We start from the raw sequence: 21,662 nt of genomic DNA on the forward strand, positions 1-21,662 counted from the left end.
TACGTTCCCTGGGCAAAATGTTTATTATAAAGGGTTTTCTGAAAATGTCGGCAAGCGTCTTACGTATCATCTTACCTCAAAGGGCAAATATACTTCCGGGACGGAGGATTGGAAAATTGTATAGGTTCAGAAATTTGCATCCAAGTCCCTTGCTCTGATCGAAGAGAGGAGGCTGAAAAAGCTGAACCGTGCTTCCATTGAAAGACTTATAAAGGAATGGGATGGCGGCCTGTCATCTGGTCCTTAGACAAGACGGTTCGAGTCCCTTCGTGTTCGCTTGATGATTTCATACTTCATCAAAAACCCCTTAAAAAATATGTTTTAAGGGGTTTTATTTTTCTTACTCTATTCGGGATTACTATAAAGTTGTATTATTTCTTCTGATATTCTCCCCGATGTAAATCTTTCTTGGAAATAATCAGTTTTTCGCCCAATTGAATTAAAATCACAGCCAGGATCAAGAATATAAAGGTAAATTTATGTTTTGAAACTGCTGACGCCAGCATTAGAATAAAATCTGTACTCAGAAAACTGACAAACATCGGAATGGTTATTACCAATAGAATTGAGATTAGGATACAGATCTTCATATTGAAGCGGCGCTGCTGTTTTGCTTCAACTTTCCGGATAATGTTTTTTGAAAATCCCGAAGAGAAACTGTTAGTACTTTCTTTTTCAAGATTACGATCCAGAAAATTATAAAATTCATCATCAGATTCGATAATTTCCTGATTGCTGTTGTTTTCTTTCAGGCCTTCGGCCATTTTTTTTCTAGGGGTATCCATCGGTCTGTAATTTTTCTTTTAATAATTTCCTGGCCCGGAGAAGATATACTTTTATGGTTCCTTCTGGAAATTTTGTAATTTTCTGAACCTCCTGAATATTCAGTTCGTCCAAATGATATAGCGTGATCACCGTTTTGTATTGCAACGGAAGCTCACGGATCAATCGGTTCAGATATGCATCAAATTCTTTCCCGATCAGCTTTGATTCCGGGGTCTCTGAAGAAAACTGAAAATCAATACTGTCATCCAGATTATCATATTTCTTCTTAACTTCCTTCTTCAGATAATTAACAGCAATATTATAGGTAATCTTTGCAATCCATGTGGATAATTTAGATTCCTTCTTAAATGATTTCAGGTTTTCAAAAACTTTGATGAACACTTCCTGGCCGACATCTTCGATATCCTCATCATTGCTCAGCATCCTGTTCAGAATGGAGTAGACCAGATTCTGATATTGCTTTACGACGATCTGAAATGCATTCAGGTTACCTTTTATAATATCAGAAATGACTTTCTCTTCATCGAACATATTCTATTAGACACCATTTTTTACAATCGGTTACAATTTTCTAATATATTCAATATTTTGTAACCTGAAATACATTTCTTTGTCTATTGGTTAAATCCTCTACAATGAAACAACTTGCACCCTTTATAGTAATGATCGCAATCTTAATTGCAGTCTGCGTTGTAATCGTAGTTCTGACGAATTATGACCTGAAAAAGAAGATACTGAATAAAGAAAATATCGATGATAAAATGTTCATCATTCTTAATAATCTTACCGATTTAGGTTCGGAAATGCTGAAATGGGGAATTATTCTGCTTTTTGGCGGGACCGGGTTGATCGTTCTGGAATTTATTCCGTACAATGAAAATTCCCCGCTGCCGTATGGTGTAATGACAATTTTTGTCTCGCTCGGTTTCCTCAGCTATTATTTCCTGATCAGGAACCGGAAGAAATAGCCTTTCTCTTTAAATAATCAATACTAACATACCCTTTTTTAAGAACAAAAATCTTGTTCTCAGGATTCTTATGTCCTTAATTTAAAACGATAATTATGAAAATAAAAATAATTTCTGTAGTGTCTTTAATCTTATTATTCAGTAACGTAAAGGCTCAGGAACAGGTAAAAGATTCTGCTTCATCCCAACAGGAGACTTCGATTCAGGAAGTGGTTATCAGCAGGAAAAAGCCGTTGATCAAAACAAAAATCGATGGGTTGATATACAATGTTCAGTCGGATCCTGAAAGCAAGTCCAAAAACCTTCTGGAAATGATGAAAAAAATGCCTTATCTCTCGTTGGACAGCAATGAAAACATTCTGTTCAAGGGAAATACCAATTTTAAAATTTTGATCAACGGAAAGGAGACCCAGCTTCTCACTACTAATCCTAAAGAGGTATTGAAAAGTATTCCGGCAAGTACCATCCAGAATATCGAGATCATTACCAATCCGTCCTCCAAATATGATGCTGAAGGGGCTTCCGGTATTATCAACATTATTATGGCAAAAAAAATGAATGATGGTTACAACGCTTCCGTAAATCTTGGATCAAGGTTTCCAAAACAGGAGCAGAATGCCGGTTTTTCTTTGAATGTCCAACAGGAAAAATTAGGCATTTCGGTGTACGGTGGCGGTTATCTCAAAAGAAATCCTGAAATCAGTTATCAGAATAATCAACAGGCTCTGTCAAATCATCTGATTCAGGATGGAAGAACTTCAGGAAAAGGCAACGGCGGGTATTTCAATGTTAATGCCAGCTACGAAATTGATAGTCTGAACCTTTTAAATATTCAGTTGGGTTCAAATTTTGCCGACAATACATCCAAAGATTTTCTTGATTCTAATTTTTCCCGACACAATATACTTACTGAGAATAATCGTTCAAGCAATAATTCTGACAGCCATGGAAAAGGTTTTGAGGCTTCTGCCAATTACCAGGTCGGTTTCAGAAATGATAAAAGCCAGCTGCTGACCTTTTCTTACCGGTTCAATAACTACAATTATACTGTCAACAGCTTAACGGATTTTCAAAACAGACTGACCGACTCTGTGAGTAATATCAGTCAGGACAATGACAGTGAGAACAGCGAAAATACCTTCCAGATTGATTTTGTGAAAAATATCAAGAAAGTCTATCTTGAAACAGGTCTAAAAGCCATACTCAGAAAAAACAGCAGCCAATACACATCAATTCCGGAAAGCCTTTTGAATTCGGATGAATTTTTAAACCGGCAGAATATGTATGGTGCTTATGTTTCAACAAAATTCAGTTTATTCGGATGGAATTTCCAGATGGGTTTGAGACTAGAGACTACCGATACAAATGTGAATTTTACTTCTACCGATACAGACGTCAGGCAGAATTATTTTAATCTGATTCCGAATATCTCCATCGGTAAGAACTGGAAAGAACACCACGGTATCAACTTCGGTTTTTCCCAACGGATCAAGAGACCAGGGATTATCCGTTTGAATCCATTCGTTAACCAATCAAACCCTTATTTTCAAATCAGCGGGAATCCGTATCTGAAACCGGTTATCAACAATGATTTAATGGCTAACTATTCTTATAATAAAAAAATAAATCTGAATCTTGGCCTCGGGTATTCCTTTTCAAATAAAATTGACCTTAAAGTTTCGACGTATGATCCGGCGACCAACATTACGAGAACTACTTTTGAAAACTCAAGCAGTGTCAGCCGGTTGGGTTTAGATTATAACCTGAATTATCCCGTTACAAATAAACTCACTTTAGGAATTAATGGAAATGCAGCTTATTTCCTTATTAATGGGGAAGTCAACGATATTCGGGTTAAAAATAATCTTTTCACCTACTATATTTACTTCTCGGCCAATTATCAGTTTGAAAATAACTGGAACATCAATTCAAATATTGAATTCAACAGTAAAATGCCTGCCGGTCTGCAAAGTACGACCAATGCTTTTACGGGTTCTTCATTCAGCTTCAGCAAAAGTATTCTGGATAACCGGTTTTCTTTTTCAGCGTATATCAACAATCCTTTTAACCAATTCAGGAAAGCCGTTACGGAGACTCAGGGAACAGATTTCTATCAGAATAATTATGTAAAGGATTACTTCAGGTCATTTGGTTTTACGATCACCTATAAATTTGGAAAGCTTAAAGACGAAGTAAAAAGTACCAGAAGAAAAATTGAGAATAACGATCTGGCAAATTAGAAAGTATTCCTGTCTTTTTCTCACTGATTAACAGAACTCAGTTAAAGTACAGAAGTCTATATTTATAGTAAAGAACTAGCCTGTGTGAATACCACCAAAGTTTAACCATATTGTACAGCATTTACAATAGGCTGAATTTAAAGGATACACGGCCCTGAGGCTATATGTATTACATTACTTTTTGTCAAAATAATCATGCACGGAAATTCAGGTATTTTTTTCTATTTTTGAGCCGGACAATTTTTAAGTATGAAATTTTACATTAACACAGAACATTTGGTTACGGCTATTGACTATCCAAAAAGATTCAGGTCTGAAAATTTAATGAAAAGTTCAACTATTGTCTTCCTTATTATCCTGATGTTTCTTTTGTTATTCAAACCGTTCGGGGTTTATGATCCGGAACTCAGGATGCACTACCTGTTCATTTGTTTTTTTCATGCTTTGGCTCCGGCTTTTATTCTATTCGTTTATTTTACGGTGCTGAATTATTTCAGAAAAGAGAAAAATCATATTCAGTGGAATTTGCTCATTGAATATTTTCATATAGCCATCATGTTGCTTATGATAGGTACGGCCAGTTTCCTGATGAGGGATTTAATTTACAACAATCCGTACAACTGGTCCTGGAACTATCTTTTTGAAGAAATCAGGAATTGTTTTGTAGCAGGTATCTTTTTCTATTTTTTTCTGAGGTTGTCCGGTTTTTATTTTGAATCTAAAAAAGGGTCTCCGCTTGTCCTGCAGTTTACTCCGCTTGTAATAGAACCGCAAAAACAAGTTCCGAGACAGGATATTTTTATCAATACACAGGTAAAACAGGACGATTTCCAACTGGATACTGATCATTTACTCTTTGCCAAAGCAGACGGGAATTATATAGAACTGACAAAATCAGACGGTACTCAAATGACTACAGAAGTTAAGAGAATTTCGTTAACCCAATTTGAAAATCAAATAGCAGCATATCCTCATTTTTTCAGATGCCACAGGGCTTATTTGGTCAATATGTTTAAGATCGAAAAAGTATCAGGCAATTCTCAGGGTTATCTATTGTCTTTTAATGAAACTGAAATGAAAGTTCCTGTTTCAAGAAAGCAGACCGAGCGCTTTAATATATGTTATCAGGAACTTCGGAGTGGGTTGGAACCTGAGGTTGTCGTCCGTCACAAAAGCTAGTTATCCGTAACATGCATCATGGTCGCTGGTTTTTCTTGTTGTAGGTTTGCCATCGATAACATTAAACCACTGGTCATGACAAATACAAAAACTGCCTTAAAATATAATTCCGAAGTCTTAGACAAATTAGTATATATAGACCATATTAAATTGCTGCTAACCCTGCTTGTGGTCCTTCATCACACTTTCATTGCGTACAGTTCTCCTGAAGGATGGTATTATAATGAGCCAACTGCTTATAGAGGAGCGCGGCTTCCCATGATGATGTTCGTAAGTGTCAACCAGTCATTTTTTATGGGATATTTCTTTCTGCTGGCAGCATATTTTACAGGCTCATCATATACTAAGAAGGGAGCATTCAAATTTATCAAAGACCGGTTGGTCAGATTAGGAATTCCATTGTTATTTTATTCCTTTATTCTTACCCCGTTCATTTGCTATCTGGTTTATTATTTTACAAAACGACCTATTGGCTATATTGAATATTTAAACAGATATGACAGCTGGATCGATTTAGGCGTAACATGGTTTATCGCGGCATTACTCCTTTTCACGCTGGTATACGCAATTTTTAGAATACTATTTAAGACTGGTTATAATAAACCGCTGGCAGTACCGAGCCTGAGGATCATATTGTGGTTCGCAGTAGCCCTTGGAATTATCAGTTTTCTGGTGAGAATTGTATTTCCGGTCGGATGGGTCCTTAAGCCGGTTGGATTTCAGTTAGGACATTTTCCGCAATATATCGCCTTATTCGTTGTCGGACTATTGGCTTCCAAAAATAATTGGTTCAGTCAGCTTTCAGATAGAACAGGCAGACAGCTTAAAAGATCAGCATGGCTGTGCCTGCTGGTTTTTCCTGTATTTTTTTTCATTGCATTAAAACTGAATACTCCTCCGGCTTGGTTTTCTGGTGGCTTTCATTGGCAGGCCTTAGTCTATGACGTCTGGGAGCAGTGGATTGGTATTTCGATACTGACGGCATTGCTGGTTAAAGGAAAAAGAAGCTGGAATATTTCTTCAAAACGGCTTACCGGTTGGTCACGCAGCAGCTTTGCGGTTTATATTTTTCATACGTTAGTCATTGTGGCCATTACATTAGCCCTGAGAAACTGGAATGTTGATCCTGCCATAAAGCTTTTTTTAGCGGCACCATTAATAATACTGGGAAGTTTCACACTGGGCTCACTTGTTCTTTTAATCCCGGGAGTCAGGAAAATTATTTAGTGAACAAAGTTTATTTGAAAAAAAAGGATAATCCTACAGGTCTGGTTTGAAATTACGGATCAAGCTATTTCTTATATTTTACTACTTTGTTTTTACTTTATTATTTTTAGGTTCATGAAAAGTTTCAGGTAGATTTTATATTAATGATGAATTACCGGTTTGTTCTATGAAAGATTTATGAATACTCGTTATAATCGATGTTTAGGTCTGATATTTGCATAAATAGCAAAATAAAGATCAAGTGTATCCATGAAAAAAATATCTGTAAAAAAATCATTTTTATTCACATTATGTATTGCTCTAATGCTTGTTTCCTGTAAAAAGGAAATCGATAAAATCAATGATACGGGTTCTTCTGTTACTGAAACCTCCGATGATAAAAAAGACTCGGTAACGGTAAAAAGAGACTCTGTAGTACAAAAGGAATCTTTACCGCCGGCCATGCAGGAAGACGGGTTCTACAATGCTTTCATCTTTCCGAAAGATAAAAAAATGAAAGATTCTTTATTTTCCGTTTTTAATAAAAAATATTCTGAGCAGGAGCGGTATGCGATTCTGGCTTTGAACAGATTGGATTCAAAGAATAAGCGCAATGCCGATACCTTGGTTGTGCCTGCGAAAATAGATACGACGCTGATGGAATATTCCCCTTTCCCGATGCAGATCGATGTGTTGAGTCCGGTGAAAAAATTTGTGGTTTTTTCCTATCCTATTCAGGCCTATGGCGTATATTCAAACGGGACTCTTGTAAAATGGGGACCTACCAGTATGGGTAAGAAAACAGCCAAGACCAGAACCGGTTTAACGTTTGCCAACTGGAAAAAGCAACTGGCCATCTCTACCGTAAGCAGCGAATGGAAACTGCCTTATAATTTTAATATTTTCAACCTTGACGGGATCGGATGGCATCAGTATGAGCTGCCGGGATATCCTGCTTCCCACTCGTGTCTGCGTCTTTTGATGAAAGATGCCAAATGGCTGTATGGGTACGCCGATACCTGGGTGTTAAATCCCGGCGGCGCTACGACAAAAGCAAAGGGAACCCCTGTCCTTGTATACGGAGATTACAAATGGGGTGGGAGAAAACCCTGGAGAAAACTGTTGAATGATCCTAATGCCAACAGTATTTCAGTAGAAGCAATGACCAAAATGATCGAGCCGAATATTGAAAAAATCCTGAAAGAACAGAATAACCGGGAGCGTGTGGTGGATTCTATCCGGGCGGCAAAAGCCGTGGTGGAGCAGATGCCGCAGGATCCGAAAACTGAAGCTCCTTAATTAATCAATCTTTTCATGGTGTAAAGTAGATTCCTCGGCAAACCTTCTCAGCTTTAGCATTTCATCTTTGCCTTTGTGCTGTCCGAATCTTGCAGCAGCGTAAGTAAGGGCGATACAGAACAGCATAACAAAAGATGCAGAGAGCGCCCAGGGAAAGTCGTGGCTGTTAATCTGCTTTTCAACGTAATACATTGAAAAAAAGACCATCCAGAGGATTGAAAAAGAGAAATATAAAAACATAAAAAATGTCCAGACCGCAGAACTGGGGCCAAATACGCCCAGGACTGCGGTTTTTTCATCTTCGGTTTCTATTCTTAGTGCCAGTCTCGGTTTCCAGTAATGATCACTTGGGGTCTCTACACAGATGGTCGCGATTTCCTTATTGACATTGCCTGAGAACTCGTCTTTGTGTTCTGCAAGGTATTTCTTAAGATTTTCGGCATATTCCTCTTTTGTCAAATTCGTGAACATCTTAAATCTGGGCCGGGTCCTGATTTTATCCAGTGTGGTTTCTTCTGTATTCATAGTATATTATTCCTGATAGGGGATGGGGTCTTCTAACGTAAAACTTAGAGTCATCGGTTTGTTTCTTCTTTCAATAACCATCTCTATTGTTTTTCCTTCTGCTGATTTCATCATCTCCATAATCTTCTGTAAAGTCATATCTGCAGTTTTCCTGCCATTAATGCTGATCAGCCGGTCATCTTTCAATAATCCTGCTCTGGCACCGGGTGAATCTTTGCGTACCCCTGCAATGGAAAAAACAGGTTTTAATATAAAATGATAAGGCAAACCGTTGTTAATGACCTCAATACCTCCGTTGAGATGGTCTTCGCTTTTTGCCGAAAGGTTCACCAGGTCTTTGGTCCATTCCATTCCGTCCTGTCTGAAATCCAGTCCGCTCATATTAAAATGGAAAGGATCATCAAAATTCCGGTTTTTCTTCAGGTATATTTTCTGGTGGGCATAATCAAAAGCTACTGTAAAACGCTTCATGATCTCTCCGCCGACAGAACCTTTCCTGTTTTTAACCCAATTCACATGCTGTACGGAATATTCATCCGGCATTGCGGTCAGTGGTTTTTCAAACTTAAATTTACCTAAATAAAAGTTATGGATCCGGCTCCTTTTTCCGTAAACATCACCGTTGAAGCCTCTTCCTAAAAAGTCATCAATATACGGCTGCTTATAGACGAAACCAGGAATTACAATGGGGAAGAGCCATATCGCGTCGCTGTTTCCAAGATCAATCAGTAATTTTGAGTTTTGTTTTTCGTCCGTTACTTCTACATCAGCATAAAGATAAGGTTTGTTTTTCTCAATACTGATGCTGAACTCTTCATAACTTTTTATTTTTTTCTTAAAAAGAAGCTCATCGTTGTAAACCGTTATCTTTTTTGATACATAATCAATGACAACCGGATGGTTTTTAAAAAAATGATAGCCGATAATACCGTTGACAGGAATTCCTACATGAGAAGAAATATTAAAATCCTGATCGACGATAATAAAAAGTGTCATAGAGTCATTCACATAATTTTTACCGGACCTGCCGGTATTATGATCTGAACGGAATCCGTCAATACTGGTATTTCCGCCTAATCCGGAAAACTTTATTTTTTCAAGGCTGGCCAGTTTCAGTTCCTCATTTTCGAGACTGAAAACAGAGGTCTCCGCCACACCGGTATCCAATAGAAAAGTAAGATCTGCACCGTTGATATTAATCGGGATGAAAATTAAATTATTAATGAGCTTAAAAGGAATAACTGTTTTTTTGGCATGCCGAACTTCAAACGAATTCTGGGCATTGACCAGAATGCCTAAGAAAAATATCCAGAAATACCGCTTCAATTTCATCTATTGAATGTACTGAATTTATCCTTACCCGAATAAAAAACATTCCCATAAGTGAGAATGTTTATATATTTTATAATAAAGCAGGATAAATATTGATATTTCCTTAGAAAAACTTCGAATCAATTACATTAGATTTTTATAATAATTATTTTGAAAAGAAATCCATCAGGTCCATATAATTTTTCTGGTTGACGCCATGTCCACTCATATACTCCCTGAATGTAAAATAGCAGCTGAGGTCATAAAGCAGATCGGCTGCTTTTCTTCCCCATTCCAAAGGGATCACCGCATCATCCGTTCCGTGGGAAACGAAAAAGCGGAGTTTTTCCAGTTTTTTCTTGTCTTTTACGATAGCGGTCAATAATTTTTCTTCAGGGTAACTGCTGAGGCATGCAACAAGATTGAACATTTCCGGATACTGCAGGGCCAGAGCATAACATAAAATTCCGCCCTGGCTGAAACCGCAGAGGTGGGTTTTACCCTGTGTAATTCCGTAATGGTTGATGATTTTTAAAATACTTTCCAGAACACTGTTCAGTGATTCCATTGCTTGGGGAACATCAATAAACTCATCCGGATTGTTAAAATTGATGTCATACCAGGAATATCCTTCAAACTGCGTTGATCCCGGTGCCCTGAAGCTCACAATGATCCAGTCTTCCGGAAGGGTTTCCCGAAAGCTGAAGAGGTCCTGTTCATTGCTTCCGTAGCCGTGAAGCATAAAAAGGACAGAAGTGTCAGGCGTAATATGTTCAGGTTCTCTTACGATGTAATCTAAATTCATGGTGCAAAGATAAATAATAAAAGACTAAATGTAACAGGATCAGGAATTCAAAATATACTTTGAAAGGTAAGTCTGGCTGGGTTTAAATGTAATGTTATCTCAGAAGCATACCCGTTAAAATATTTTATTGATTTGATATTATTTAGAATTTTTTGTTGGAAAATTTTCATAAAAGGTATTTTTATATTGATAAAAAACCTATATTTGAACCATTAAAAATCTATTTGGAGAAATGAAGCAATTTTACAAATCAAAAAGTTTATTCAGACTTTCTTTATTATTCGCCGTATTATTTTCTGTAATTTCAGTGGTTAATTCCTGTAAAGATGACGATGATGATGAAGAATTCACAGATCATATTGTGATGTTCGAAGCAAAAATAAATACCAAAGGTCCTCAGCCTGCACCCACACCTCCGGTAAACGGTACTTTCAAAACGGTGGTTACGCAGATAGGAACAGCACCGAATACGACTTTCAACCCAACCGGAACAACCTGGACATCCGGTGAGCAGTTTGTAAACTCCAGCCAGTCCCAATTGAATTTTGCAGCGAATGCTGTACTTCCGTATTCGGATTCAGAATTAATTATTAATATCTGGGTAGACGGAGAGATTGCCAAAACAAAGAAAGTAGTAGGAGTAGGAGAGAAGAATGCATCTGTTTTCTATAGCTTCTTGGAATTATAAGAATTACATACAAAAGACTGTCGTTAGGCAGTCTTTTTTTATTACAGTATAATAAATACGGGCGCGAAATTTTAATTCCGCGCCCGTATTTATTTTATGTTCAATCAAAAATTAAATAACCTTTACAATAAAATAGCTTTTCTTGCCTTTCTGAAGCAGTAAAAATGCACCGTCAATAAGATCACTTTCATTGGCCATAAAAGTATCATTAACTTTCTGCTTGTTTACAGAAATGGCATTTCCTTTAATCTCTCTTGATGCTTCACTTTTAGATTTCAGGAATCCTGATTTTTCAGAAAGGAGATCAACAACAGGGATGCCCAATACCTCAGACTTGGCCAGTTCTTTCTGCGGAACCCCTTCAAATACTTCAAGAAAAGTTTCCTCATCAAGGCTTACCAGGTCTTCCGCTGTTGAGCGCCCGAAAAGAATTTCCGAAGCTTTCAGTGCTTTCTCATATTCTTCTCTTCCATGGACCCAAACCGTCACTTCTTCAGCTAGCTTCTTCTGAAGACTTCTTTCGTGGGGAGCCGTTTTATGCGCTTCAATTAAGGCTTCGGTTTCCTCTCTGCTTAGGAATGTGTAGAATTTGATGAACCTCTCGGCATCATCATCTGTTGCATTGAGCCAGAACTGGTAAAATTTATAGGGTGAGGTTTTCTTTTTGTCCAGCCAGTAGTTTTCTCCGCTTTCGGATTTCCCGAATTTGGAGCCGTCGGCTTTGGTAATCAAAGGAACGGTTAATGCAAATGCTTCTCCTTTTGCTTTTCTGCGGATCAGTTCCGTGCCGGTCGTGATATTTCCCCACTGGTCAGATCCGCCCATCTGAAGTTTCACATTATGGTTTTGGTATAAATGAAGAAAATCATAGCCCTGGATCAGCTGGTAGGTGAATTCCGTAAAGCTCATTCCTTCAACGCCTGCATCTCCGGAAAGTCTTTTCTTCACAGAATCTTTCGCCATCATATAGTTCACGGTAATATTTTTCCCGATGTTTTTAGCAAAATCAAGGAAAGAAATATTCTTCATCCAGTCATAGTTATTTACCAGCTCTGCTTTATTAGGACCGTTCCCTGAGAAATCCAGGAATTTTGAAAGCTGGTTTTTCAGGCAGTCTACATAATGAAGGAGTGTTTCTTCATCCAGAAGATTTCTCTCCGCAGACTTTCCGGACGGGTCACCGATCATCCCGGTAGCACCTCCGACCAAAGCGATTGGCTTATGGCCGTGCTGCTGGAAATGAGCCAGGATCTTGATCTGAATAAGGCTTCCGATATGCAAAGAATCAGCAGTAGGATCAAATCCGATATACGCAGTAGTTACCTCTTTATTCAGTTGTTCATCGGTTCCGGGCATCATATCGGCAAAAAGACCACGCCATTTCAGTTCTTCTATAAAGGAATTCATTGATATTTTCTTTAAATTATACCGTGCAAAGATAATAAATTCAGTGGGATGTAGAGAAGTTCACAGTCTTTAGTCTTTGCGGATTTCAATCAAATCCGTTATATTTGTTTATCATGAACGACGAACAATTATTCCTGCTCATCGGTAAGGCGAAGGCAAAAGACCAGAAAGCCCAGACCAAGCTCATCAATATTTTTTGGGTGGATGTCTTTTCTTTTGTCATGAAGAAAGTTCATGATGAAAACGATGCCGATGAAATCACGGTGAATGTTTTTTCAAAAGTCCTCTCGAAGCTGGATATGTATGACCCTCATTTTCAGTTTAAAACCTGGGTGTTAACCATTTCCCAGAATACCATCATCGATTTCTGGAGGAGAAAGAGCCGGGAAACCCAGGATCCTACCGAGAATCTGGAAGACGTTAAAAACCAGTATGCCAAATCTCCTGAGGAGCTTATGATTTCTGCCGAAGAACAGAAGAAAATCATTAAAACCATTGAGTCGCTTGATGCCAATTACCAGGATATCATTAAATTAAGGTTTTTCGAGGAAAAAAGCATCAAAGAAATTGCAGAAGAACTGGGGATTTCCGTTGCCAATACCAAAGTCAGGGTAATGCGGGCAAAAAAAGTCCTGGCGGAATTATTGAAGAATAATGAGTTTGAAGATAATTGATTGCTTTGTCCAGTTATGTAAGCGTACAGTTTAACTTTATTAAAGATTTAAATAAAGCTGTTTAGAGACAGTGTATATATTTTCAGATTAAAAATAAACATCTTCCTTTGTTTTTGGAAGTGTGATTTTTCTTTGCTCTTTCTGGTTTCTATTCTGAAGATTAATTTTCAACCCTTTTTTAATGTAGGTTTCCTTTTTATTTTTTCCATACTCTGCAGTATTTTCCACTTCTTTTTCAAAAATAAGCTGTCCCGTGGAAAGATTAAAATCTACGCTTGAAAAATATTCTTCCGGTTTTCCGTAAGTAGAGTCATAACCGATTAATTCAAAACGGCCGTTCTGAAAACGGTATTTATCAGTATAGCCCCATTTCCAGCTACTTCCTCCGGCTTGGGTAATCATCAGGATTTCATTTTTGATTTCGGTATCCTGATAGGGGTCACCCATCATACCGCCTCCTCTGCTTTCTAAAACTGCATTTCTTGATTTTTCCAGGATTTTCCATTTTCCGTTGGCTTTTTTCAGGATCTGAATTTCACGGATATTCCCTAAATCGGTGGTGTCTGTTGTATTATAAATAATTACTTTTTCAGGAATTTTATCGCCGTCAAGGTCACCGTCAACAGTTTGAATGATATCGGAACCCTTCGGCTGAAATTCTTTTTGGGCAAAACAAAATGTATTGAACATGGCGAACAGGAAGCAAAATGTGGTTTTCATAAAAATAATTTAAGTTTAAAAGTACAAAATTATATGTTTCATCAATCTTCCTCTTTGATTGTTTCGATAAAAAAATCACTAACTTTGAACCTCAATTTGAGAAATAAATGGAGAATCTAGTTCAGGATACCACTGTTCAGAAACCAAAATGGATTCGTGTAAAACTGCCTACTGGGAAGAATTACAGGGAGTTAAGAACTTTGGTTGACAAATATAAATTAAATACTATCTGCCAGAGCGGAAGCTGCCCGAATATGGGGGAATGCTGGGGAGAAGGTACGGCAACGTTCATGATTTTAGGGAACATCTGCACAAGGAGTTGTGGGTTTTGCGGGGTAAAGACCGGGAAGCCGCTAGATGTTAACTGGGATGAGCCTGAAAAAGTAGCCCGTTCCATTAAATTAATGAAAATCAAACATGCAGTTCTAACATCAGTAGACCGAGATGATTTAAAAGATATGGGTTCCATTTTATGGGGTGAAACGGTGAATGCCGTAAGAAGGATTTCTCCAGGAACCACCATGGAAACACTGATTCCGGATTTTCAGGGGATTACAAAACACATTGACAGGTTGGTTGAAGTGGCACCTGAAGTAATTTCCCATAATATGGAAACCGTGAAACGATTAACGAGAGAAGTAAGGATCCAGGCAAAATATGAAAGGAGCCTGGAGGTTTTGAGATACCTGAAAGAAGCCGGACAGAGAAGAACAAAAACGGGTATGATGCTTGGTCTGGGAGAAAACAAAGATGAGGTATTCCGGACGATCGAAGATATCAGAAATGCCAATGTGGATGTCATTACATTAGGGCAATATCTGCAGCCTACGAAAAAACATCTGCCGGTAAAAAGATTCATTACACCTGAAGAGTTTGATGAATTCGGGGATTTCGCAAGGAACTTGGGATTCCGCTATGTGGAAAGCTCGCCCCTCGTAAGAAGTTCTTACCACGCAGAAAAACACATTCATTAAAATACAGATCGCTTCATTCGGAGCGATTTTTTAATGCTGCTCCAAAGCGGCTGGAAGTTAATATAGTATCGCTTTATATCATTCCGGTTAAAGTGTATGTGATGATTTCTGCCGAATTTTGCATTCTTAAACAAAGGATCTGCATCCTGTGAAAATAAACAATAAAGAAAATAATGAAGATTGATAAGAGAATTATTCCCTTGGCTATTGGTGGCCTGGGAATCGGAACAACCGAATTTACCATCATGGGGCTACTTCCGGATATCAAAAGAAGCCTGGATGTCAGTATTCCCGAAGCGGGTCACCTGATTTCGGCGTATGCGTTCGGCGTGGTGGTCGGCGCACCGCTTTTAATAGGATATTCGGTAAAGTTTCCTCCCAAAAAAGTACTAATGGCACTGATGATGATTTTCATAATATTCAATGCCTTGTCTGCCATAGCACCGGATTATGCGACAATGATGGTGATCCGGTTCCTGTCAGGTCTTCCGCATGGGGCCTTTTTCGGAGTAGGGACGGTGGTGGCAGCCAGAATGGCACCGAAAGGGAAAGCTGCGCTTTATATTTCATTGATGTTTACGGGGCTTACGGTCGCCAATTTAATCATGGTTCCTTTAGTAACTTATATCGGCCATACTTTTCACTGGCGGTGGTATTTCGCGATTGTCGCCGTAATCGGGCTGCTGGCTCTGCTCTTTTTGAAACTCTGGCTTCCTGTGCTGGAAACCAATAAGAACACCCATTTTATGGAAGAACTTAAATTCCTTAAAAGAAAACAGGCCTGGCTGGTTCTGATGATCACAGGGATCGGCTTCGGAGGACTTTTTACCTGGTTCAGTTACATTACGCCGCTGATGACTGTGGTTTCCGGCATACAGGAAAACCAGATGGCATATGTAATGATTCTTGCCGGTGCCGGAATGGTGTTGGGAAACCTTGCCGGAGGGTATATATCCGACCGGCTGAGCCCTGAAAAAACCTGTGTCCTGCTGATGTCTTTAATGCTGGTATCACTCGCAGGGGTATTTTTTCTCTCAGAATATCAGGGCATTTCACTGGCACTTACCTTCATCTGCGGTGCTTTATCCATGTCTGTGGCGGCACCGATTAATATCATGATGATGAAAGCCGCTCCGAAAAGCGAGATGATGGCGGCAGCATTTATGCAGGCGGCTTTTAATATAGCCAATGCGATGGGGGCTTTCCTTGGAGGGATTCCTTTGGAAAAAGGTTATCCTTATAACTATCCGTCTCTGGTGGGGGTAGGGATGACCCTGATCGGGCTGGTCATCGCTTTCCGGTATAAAAGTGTATACGGTGGCGGTTCCGGAGATAAAAATAAAATAACTGCGGAAAGTATTTCGTGAGGCTAATAAAAATATCGGCGGGCTCGAAGAGCCCGCCAATATTTTTTAATATGGGTTTTGACTAAGATTCTACCTCATCTCCGTTTTTGCACCAGTATAATGCATTATAAAGGTTTTCTTTAGGAAAAGACTTGAACTCTCCCGGCATCAGCACACTGAAAATATCTGTGAAGTTCTGTACGCCTTCCTTATCGGTGACAATAGCCGCTCTGTTCCATTTGGTCAGGTTTTTCAATCCTAAAAGCACATCCTGAAGCCATGCACCCATCGTGAAATGATCAAGGTCGGTATCCAGGTACAATAAATAATTAAGCTCATTATACTGTTCTACCTTTTGCTTTACATGAGGAATGACCAAGTTTTCAAAATCTTCTTTTGTTATTTCTCCCGTTGCGCTGAAAGCGGCAACATTTTCCGGGGCTTCTGGAATAATCGTTATCATATTGTTATAGGTGTTGTGGTTTGATTTTACGTTGATAACAAAAATTAAACCATTGTAAATATGATAAAATCATTTCAGCAGTGCTACTTTCAATAAGCATCTTGAGTAATACAATACCGGACAGATAATTACATCTAAAGGATTTCGTACCTTGTTTTGATGCTGTATTTGATCTTGATATTTTCAATATTATCAAAAGAATAATCAATTCCTGTATCTGCGGCTTCCATCTGGATATTGCTTACCCGGGCAGATTTATAGGCCATGGGTAAAACCGTATCGCTGGTATAATCTTCAATCTCTGTGATTTCAAGCGGAGTCCCTGCTTTTTTGCCGATGCTTTCCATCAGATAGTCCGCTTTCTCTTTCGCTGCCTTCAGGGCATTGATTTTAACGGTTTTTCTGAATTCTGCAATTTTGGTATTTTTGATTTCCGCAATGTTGATATTAGTAACCCATTTCTGGTTAAGGTTTTCAAACAGGCCGGACATGTCTGCTTTTTTAGTGATTTTAAACTGAAAGCTTTTGGTAAATACTTTCGTCTTGGAATATAAATTCTGGTACATTGATTTGAATTTGATGTCTTCGTTTTTTATTCCGTTCTCCTTCAGAAGGTCAAATAATTTTTTCTCGTTACCGGCCAGGTCGTTTTTATTATCTCCTTTAATTCCGACATTAAAGATGATTTCATCCGGTTCTACTTCCATCTCGGCTACTCCGGTTACTTCAATGGCATTTTTCTTTACTTCCTGAGCGTTGGCAAAACCTGTCAGTGCAAAGAATCCGATCAATAAAAAATGTTTCAGTTTCATAATTTCCTTTTTTAATTCTGAAGTAAAACTATGAAATATTTACAGTGGGAAGCCGGCAGACTTGGTGAACGGGAAGTTTCACTTGGTGAAATGGTTGAAACAGCGGGATTCCTATGGAAATTTTGATCAATGGGTTAAAATAACCGATTTTCCACCTTGGGTAACCAGCTTTTTCACCTCGGTAAATAATTTCGTTTTTATGATAAGTTCATCTGCATTTTCGGAAATGGAATAGATATTTGATGTCAGGAGCGCGTAATCGGACGAGTGACCGAATAATTTAGTTGAATCCGATTGGCGGACGGAATAAAAATCAACTTTATAGTCACCGCGGCTGTCCCCGTAATATTTATAGATGATCTTTTCATTGTTATCGCTGGAAATAATCTTGGTTTCCATAAAATGAGGTTGCTCAAGGAATGAACAGCTGTGCAAAAGCATTACAGGGATCAGCAGAAGAAATAGATGGTTTTTCATGAGATGGTAGGAGATATGGTGATTGTTTTTACAAATGTAGCCTATGTTAAACCACTGATTGTTAACACAGTTTCAATTAATATTAAGGATTTGTATTCAGGTTTAGGTCCTTGACTTCTCCGTTAGGTGTAATTAAGATATAACGGCTGGTTTCTTTCGCAGGCTGAACAGTTTCCTGTTTCTTTTCTTTTCCCCGGTTTACCGTCAATTTGACTTCATACATTACCTGGATAACGGGCTCATGGATCACCGGATTGATGACAAAATCAAATTCCTTATCCAATACCGGATGGTAATAGGATGTGGTGGATTTAGCAGCCTGAGTAACATTTGTAAAATTATTTAATGCCAGTGAAGAACTGTTGTATGCTTCATAAGATGTATACATTTCCGTTGGCAGGCAAGTTCTGTACCCGTCACTGATGCTTTTGGCAGCGGCCGCAAAGTTTTCTCCCAACAGGCTCTCTGTATTTTTTATTTTTTCCTGTAAGACAAGTTTTGCTTTGTTCATCAGCTCTTTCCGTATGTTTTCCATATTGACGGCAAAATAATCGACCCGCACCAGATCATAGATTTCATTTTTCGAAAGAATGGCAATAAAATCATTGAGCTGGGACGGATCGGTAAATTTAAGATGGAGGTTTTTCTTCAGCTCAAACCCGGCAGGAACTTCGTTATATGTTTTTTTGCTGAATGTTTTTTTCTCGGCATGATACTGATAAACCGGGACGAAAGAAATCATATCCACATAGATTCCAACACTTTTATTAAGTCTTATCCGGTCTAAAGCAGAATTGATCCGCTGATCCATTAACTGGTTGACTTCCTCCGCACTCTCTCCGGTCTGTGTAACACTGAATATGGCGACATACTGTTCTGCTTTTACATTTGCGAGCCCTTTCACGCTGATAAAGTTCTCATTCGCAACAGGTGTTGCAACACTGATATTGGTATCACTGTACCGGACCTGATTCCGGTAATTGATATTTCCGGAAACCTGTGAAAACGAAAGGTTAAAAAATAGAACCGACGCGGTTAATAGAATGCTTTTCATAGTTTTATATTTAAATTATGTCGCAAACTTAGCCTCAAAAGTTCAGTAAGAAACGCAGGACTTGGTAAAAGCGCAGTTCCACTTGGTGAATAGTTTTTGGCAGACTGCAGATATATATATCTTTGTTTTATGAAAACGGGTAAATTTTTATTGTTGCTGTTATTGATGCTTGCCGGGGGTACAATGTATTCCCAGGCGATTACTGTGGTACAGGAAGTTCAGACACAGAGCAAAAAACTTCAGAAAGCCGTTGATACGAAGGACGAATCTGCCCAGGCTGATTCTTATTACCGGATTGGCGAGGCATTTTTCAATGACGGTAATTTTTCAAAAAGTGAAGGCTATTTTTCAAAAGCGAAAATCATCTATGAAAAGCTTAAAGACAATCCCAATATAGAAAAAGCAAGCCGGAGATTGGCCCAGTCCCAGGAAAAGCAGGACAAAATTTCACCTGCGATCAGCAACTACAGCAGGGCGGCAGAAGCAGAACCCGGACCTTCCAAAACCCGCTCGGTCAATTCCAATGATGCGGCAAGGCTTTCATCAGCTTCACCAGAAATTAAAGCAGAGGCCATTCAGGACAATATTCGGATCAATGAAAAGGAAAATGACCAGGCAGACCTGGCCATGAGCTACAGCCAGATGGCGGATGTGAATATCAGGAAGAAAAATATCAAAGGAGCAGAAGACAATTTAAATAATGCCTACAAAATTTCTAAAAAAGACGCTCCTCAGCAGGCTTTGGAAATCAATAGAAAGCTGACGGATTTTTACGTTAAAAATAAAAAATTCGACAAAGCCATTGAAACCAAAAAAAAGGTCTTAAAAGAAGATTTTGTTAGAGAAAATTCCCGGGAGGAAGTAGAGCAGATCCAGGAGCTGGCTGATATCTACATCAGGAAAAACGATACCCAGGGAGCCATTGATCTGTTTAAAAAGTCTTACGGTATGGCACTGAAAAAAGGGCATACCCTGGAAGCACAGAAAAGTGTCAGGAAACTGGACAGCCTTTTTGATGTTTCCGGAGATACCGGCGCTTCCGTTCAGCTATACCGGGATTTTTTCGTGAAACTGCCTGATCTGATAGCCAAAGACAGAAGCCTGGTCGATAATAAGATCCTCGAGGATACGGAACAGAGGATTATCCAGCTGGAAAAAGAAAAAGAGCTTAAGGATGAATTGATCCGCAAGAAGAGTATTTTCAATTACGGACTGATCGGTGCCTTAATCATCCTGATGATTCTGGTCCTCTTTATTTTCAGGACTTTGAAAAAGGTGCAGGTCAGGAACAAAAAAATTGCATTACAGTCGCTGCGCCGTGAGATGAATCCGCATTTTATCTTTAACAGTTTAAACAGCGTGAACCATTTTATTGCGACCAACAACGAACTGGAGGCCAACCAATATCTGACCAGGTTCTCAAAACTTATGCGTGGCGTCATGGAAAATTCTGCCGAAGATTTTATTTCTTTCCACCAGGAACTAGACCTGCTTCAGAATTACCTTGCCCTGGAAAAGACACGCTTTACCGATAAATTTGATTATGAAATTAATGTCGGTGAAAGTTTAAATACCCAAAACCTGAAAATTCCCGGCATGCTCGTGCAGCCGTTCCTGGAAAATGCCATATGGCACGGGTTACGTTACAGAACCACAAAAGGATTTTTGAAACTGAGTTTTGAAAAAGATCAACAGCATTTAAAAATCAGCATCGAAGACAATGGAATCGGGATTGAGGAAAGTAAGAAGCAAAAAACACAGCATCAGAAAACACGCGAAGGCCGCGGCATGAAAAATACACTGGAAAGGATCTCTCTTCTCAATGATCTTTACAAACAGAATATTGAATGCAGCATCACAGATAAAAAAACAGGACAGGGAGTTTTGGTAGAAATAAGTTATAAATTGTAGAAAAGCTAATTTTAACATGAATTATAAACTAATCCCTGAAATCTAAACCCTAATAGAATGAAAATACAATCCGTCATCATAGACGACGAAAAAATGGCGAGGGATGTTTTAAGGAACTATCTCACAAAATACTGCCCGCAGGTAGAGATTGCGGGCGAGGCTGAAAATATTAAAGAAGCCGTTCCTCTGATTTCCGGAAAGCGCCCGCAGCTTGTTTTCCTGGATGTGGAAATGCCCTTCGGGAATGCTTTTGACGTATTGGAAGCAACTAAAGAATTTTCATATGAAACTATTTTCATTACTGCATTTTCACAATATTCACTGCAGGCTTTAAATAAGTCTGCAAGCTATTATATTCTAAAACCGATCGACATTCAGGAACTTATTGTAGCTGTGAATAAAGCCGCGGAAAGCATTGAGAATAAAGAGGAACTTAACCGTAATAAAATCCTCCTCGAAAACCTGAAGCTGAAACCTGAAAAGCAGCAGCTGATCCTTCCTACCCTGCAGGGTTTTGATGTAGTCAAAACAGAAGATATCATCAGGCTGCAGGCAGATGGTAATTTTACGCAGGTTTACCTTACCGACGGTTCAAAGAAAATGGTCTGCCGTTTTTTAAAGCACTTCGATGACCTTCTGGAAAAACCGTTTGTCAGAGTTCACCGTTCGCATATCATCAATACCCGTTTTGTGAAATCCTATCATAAAAGCGGAACGGCAACCCTGTCAGACCATACGGAAATTGAAATATCCGGAAGTTTCAAAGAAGATTTCCTGAAAGTCTTTTCCTGAGTTCACAAAAACATTGCAAATTAAT

At 38.8% G+C, this 21,662-nt stretch carries 22 protein-coding genes; 11 read left to right on the top strand and 11 right to left on the bottom strand.

All coding sequences use genetic code 11. From position 1 onward, the window contains the following. Positions 1 to 371 precede the first annotated feature (371 nt). Complete coding sequence (locus tag H561_RS0114855) at positions 372 to 785, bottom strand: hypothetical protein (RefSeq protein ID WP_027387735.1); 414 nt, start codon at positions 783 to 785, stop codon at positions 372 to 374. Next, complete coding sequence (locus H561_RS0114860) at positions 772 to 1,317, bottom strand: RNA polymerase sigma factor (RefSeq protein WP_027387736.1); 546 nt, start codon at positions 1,315 to 1,317, stop codon at positions 772 to 774. Before H561_RS0114860 ends, H561_RS0114855 begins: the two co-directional genes overlap by 14 nt. A gap of 104 nt (positions 1,318 to 1,421) precedes the next feature. Here H561_RS0114860 and H561_RS0114865 point away from each other — a divergent pair, with 104 nt between their 5' ends. The 5 genes from H561_RS0114865 to H561_RS22570 all read left to right on the top strand — a co-directional run bounded on the left by H561_RS0114865 (position 1,422) and on the right by H561_RS22570 (position 7,678). Continuing rightward, positions 1,422 to 1,754 (top strand): DUF6249 domain-containing protein, encoded by a 333-nt coding sequence (locus tag H561_RS0114865; RefSeq protein ID WP_034762381.1) that lies wholly within the window; start codon positions 1,422 to 1,424, stop codon positions 1,752 to 1,754. 95 nt (positions 1,755 to 1,849) lie between these two features. After that, complete coding sequence (locus H561_RS22565; protein WP_051349400.1) at positions 1,850 to 3,994, top strand: outer membrane beta-barrel family protein; 2,145 nt, start codon at positions 1,850 to 1,852, stop codon at positions 3,992 to 3,994. Between the two features lie 249 nt (positions 3,995 to 4,243). Next, complete coding sequence (locus H561_RS0114875; protein WP_027387738.1) at positions 4,244 to 5,173, top strand: LytR/AlgR family response regulator transcription factor; 930 nt, start codon at positions 4,244 to 4,246, stop codon at positions 5,171 to 5,173. Positions 5,174 to 5,248: 75 nt separating this feature from the next. After that, positions 5,249 to 6,400 (top strand): acyltransferase family protein, encoded by a 1,152-nt coding sequence (locus tag H561_RS0114885; RefSeq protein ID WP_027387739.1) that lies wholly within the window; start codon positions 5,249 to 5,251, stop codon positions 6,398 to 6,400. Between the two features lie 249 nt (positions 6,401 to 6,649). After that, the gene (locus H561_RS22570) at positions 6,650 to 7,678 is read left to right on the top strand and encodes a L,D-transpeptidase (protein WP_034762382.1); all 1,029 of its coding nucleotides are present in this window, start codon (positions 6,650 to 6,652) and stop codon (positions 7,676 to 7,678) included. Here the strand turns inward: H561_RS22570 and H561_RS0114895 are convergent, their stop codons facing one another. From H561_RS0114895 to H561_RS0114905, 3 genes are all read right to left on the bottom strand, one after another. After that, the gene (locus H561_RS0114895; protein ID WP_027387740.1) at positions 7,679 to 8,203 is read right to left on the bottom strand and encodes a hypothetical protein; all 525 of its coding nucleotides are present in this window, start codon (positions 8,201 to 8,203) and stop codon (positions 7,679 to 7,681) included. A gap of 6 nt (positions 8,204 to 8,209) precedes the next feature. Further along, positions 8,210 to 9,535, bottom strand: coding sequence for a PDZ domain-containing protein (locus tag H561_RS0114900; protein WP_027387741.1), 1,326 nt, complete (start codon positions 9,533 to 9,535; stop codon positions 8,210 to 8,212). A 145-nt stretch (positions 9,536 to 9,680) separates the two neighbouring features. Next, entirely contained in the window at positions 9,681 to 10,319 is a 639-nt protein-coding gene (locus H561_RS0114905) for an alpha/beta hydrolase (RefSeq protein ID WP_027387742.1), read from the bottom strand. 232 nt (positions 10,320 to 10,551) lie between these two features. Between H561_RS0114905 and H561_RS0114910 the strand changes: the two genes are divergently transcribed. Further along, positions 10,552 to 11,007: a hypothetical protein gene (locus H561_RS0114910; RefSeq protein ID WP_027387743.1), complete on the top strand. Its 456-nt coding sequence runs from the start codon at positions 10,552 to 10,554 to the stop codon at positions 11,005 to 11,007. Positions 11,008 to 11,118: 111 nt separating this feature from the next. Here the strand turns inward: H561_RS0114910 and tyrS are convergent, their stop codons facing one another. Further along, the gene (gene tyrS / locus H561_RS0114915; RefSeq protein WP_027387744.1) at positions 11,119 to 12,414 is read right to left on the bottom strand and encodes a tyrosine--tRNA ligase; all 1,296 of its coding nucleotides are present in this window, start codon (positions 12,412 to 12,414) and stop codon (positions 11,119 to 11,121) included. A 113-nt stretch (positions 12,415 to 12,527) separates the two neighbouring features. Between tyrS and H561_RS0114920 the strand changes: the two genes are divergently transcribed. After that, positions 12,528 to 13,088, top strand: coding sequence for an RNA polymerase sigma factor (locus tag H561_RS0114920; protein ID WP_027387745.1), 561 nt, complete (start codon positions 12,528 to 12,530; stop codon positions 13,086 to 13,088). An 87-nt stretch (positions 13,089 to 13,175) separates the two neighbouring features. Here H561_RS0114920 and H561_RS0114925 read toward each other — a convergent pair whose 3' ends face one another. After that, positions 13,176 to 13,808, bottom strand: coding sequence for a hypothetical protein (locus H561_RS0114925; protein ID WP_027387746.1), 633 nt, complete (start codon positions 13,806 to 13,808; stop codon positions 13,176 to 13,178). Positions 13,809 to 13,915: 107 nt separating this feature from the next. Between H561_RS0114925 and lipA the strand changes: the two genes are divergently transcribed. Both lipA and H561_RS0114935 read left to right on the top strand, forming a co-directional pair. After that, positions 13,916 to 14,782, top strand: a complete 867-nt coding sequence (gene lipA, locus H561_RS0114930) for a lipoyl synthase (protein WP_027387747.1) — start codon at positions 13,916 to 13,918, stop codon at positions 14,780 to 14,782. Positions 14,783 to 14,955: 173 nt separating this feature from the next. Continuing rightward, positions 14,956 to 16,149, top strand: coding sequence for an MFS transporter (locus H561_RS0114935; protein ID WP_027387748.1), 1,194 nt, complete (start codon positions 14,956 to 14,958; stop codon positions 16,147 to 16,149). Positions 16,150 to 16,210: 61 nt separating this feature from the next. Here the strand turns inward: H561_RS0114935 and H561_RS0114940 are convergent, their stop codons facing one another. From H561_RS0114940 to H561_RS0114960, 4 genes are all read right to left on the bottom strand, one after another. Further along, the gene (locus H561_RS0114940; protein ID WP_027387749.1) at positions 16,211 to 16,591 is read right to left on the bottom strand and encodes a SpoIIAA family protein; all 381 of its coding nucleotides are present in this window, start codon (positions 16,589 to 16,591) and stop codon (positions 16,211 to 16,213) included. A gap of 134 nt (positions 16,592 to 16,725) precedes the next feature. Next, positions 16,726 to 17,403, bottom strand: a complete 678-nt coding sequence (locus H561_RS0114945) for an SIMPL domain-containing protein (protein ID WP_027387750.1) — start codon at positions 17,401 to 17,403, stop codon at positions 16,726 to 16,728. Between the two features lie 126 nt (positions 17,404 to 17,529). Then, positions 17,530 to 17,880 carry a hypothetical protein gene (locus H561_RS0114955; RefSeq protein ID WP_027387751.1) on the bottom strand — a complete coding sequence of 117 codons (351 nt, stop codon included), beginning with the start codon at positions 17,878 to 17,880 and terminating at the stop codon, positions 17,530 to 17,532. An 82-nt stretch (positions 17,881 to 17,962) separates the two neighbouring features. Next, entirely contained in the window at positions 17,963 to 18,934 is a 972-nt protein-coding gene (locus H561_RS0114960; RefSeq protein WP_027387752.1) for an SIMPL domain-containing protein, read from the bottom strand. 129 nt (positions 18,935 to 19,063) lie between these two features. Here H561_RS0114960 and H561_RS0114965 point away from each other — a divergent pair, with 129 nt between their 5' ends. Continuing rightward, positions 19,064 to 20,845: a histidine kinase gene (locus tag H561_RS0114965; protein WP_027387753.1), complete on the top strand. Its 1,782-nt coding sequence runs from the start codon at positions 19,064 to 19,066 to the stop codon at positions 20,843 to 20,845. A gap of 57 nt (positions 20,846 to 20,902) precedes the next feature. Continuing rightward, positions 20,903 to 21,637, top strand: coding sequence for a LytR/AlgR family response regulator transcription factor (locus tag H561_RS0114970; RefSeq protein ID WP_027387754.1), 735 nt, complete (start codon positions 20,903 to 20,905; stop codon positions 21,635 to 21,637). Positions 21,638 to 21,662 lie beyond the last annotated feature (25 nt).

Source organism: Chryseobacterium gregarium DSM 19109 (assembly GCF_000430845.1).
GTDB lineage: Bacteria > Bacteroidota > Bacteroidia > Flavobacteriales > Weeksellaceae > Chryseobacterium > Chryseobacterium gregarium.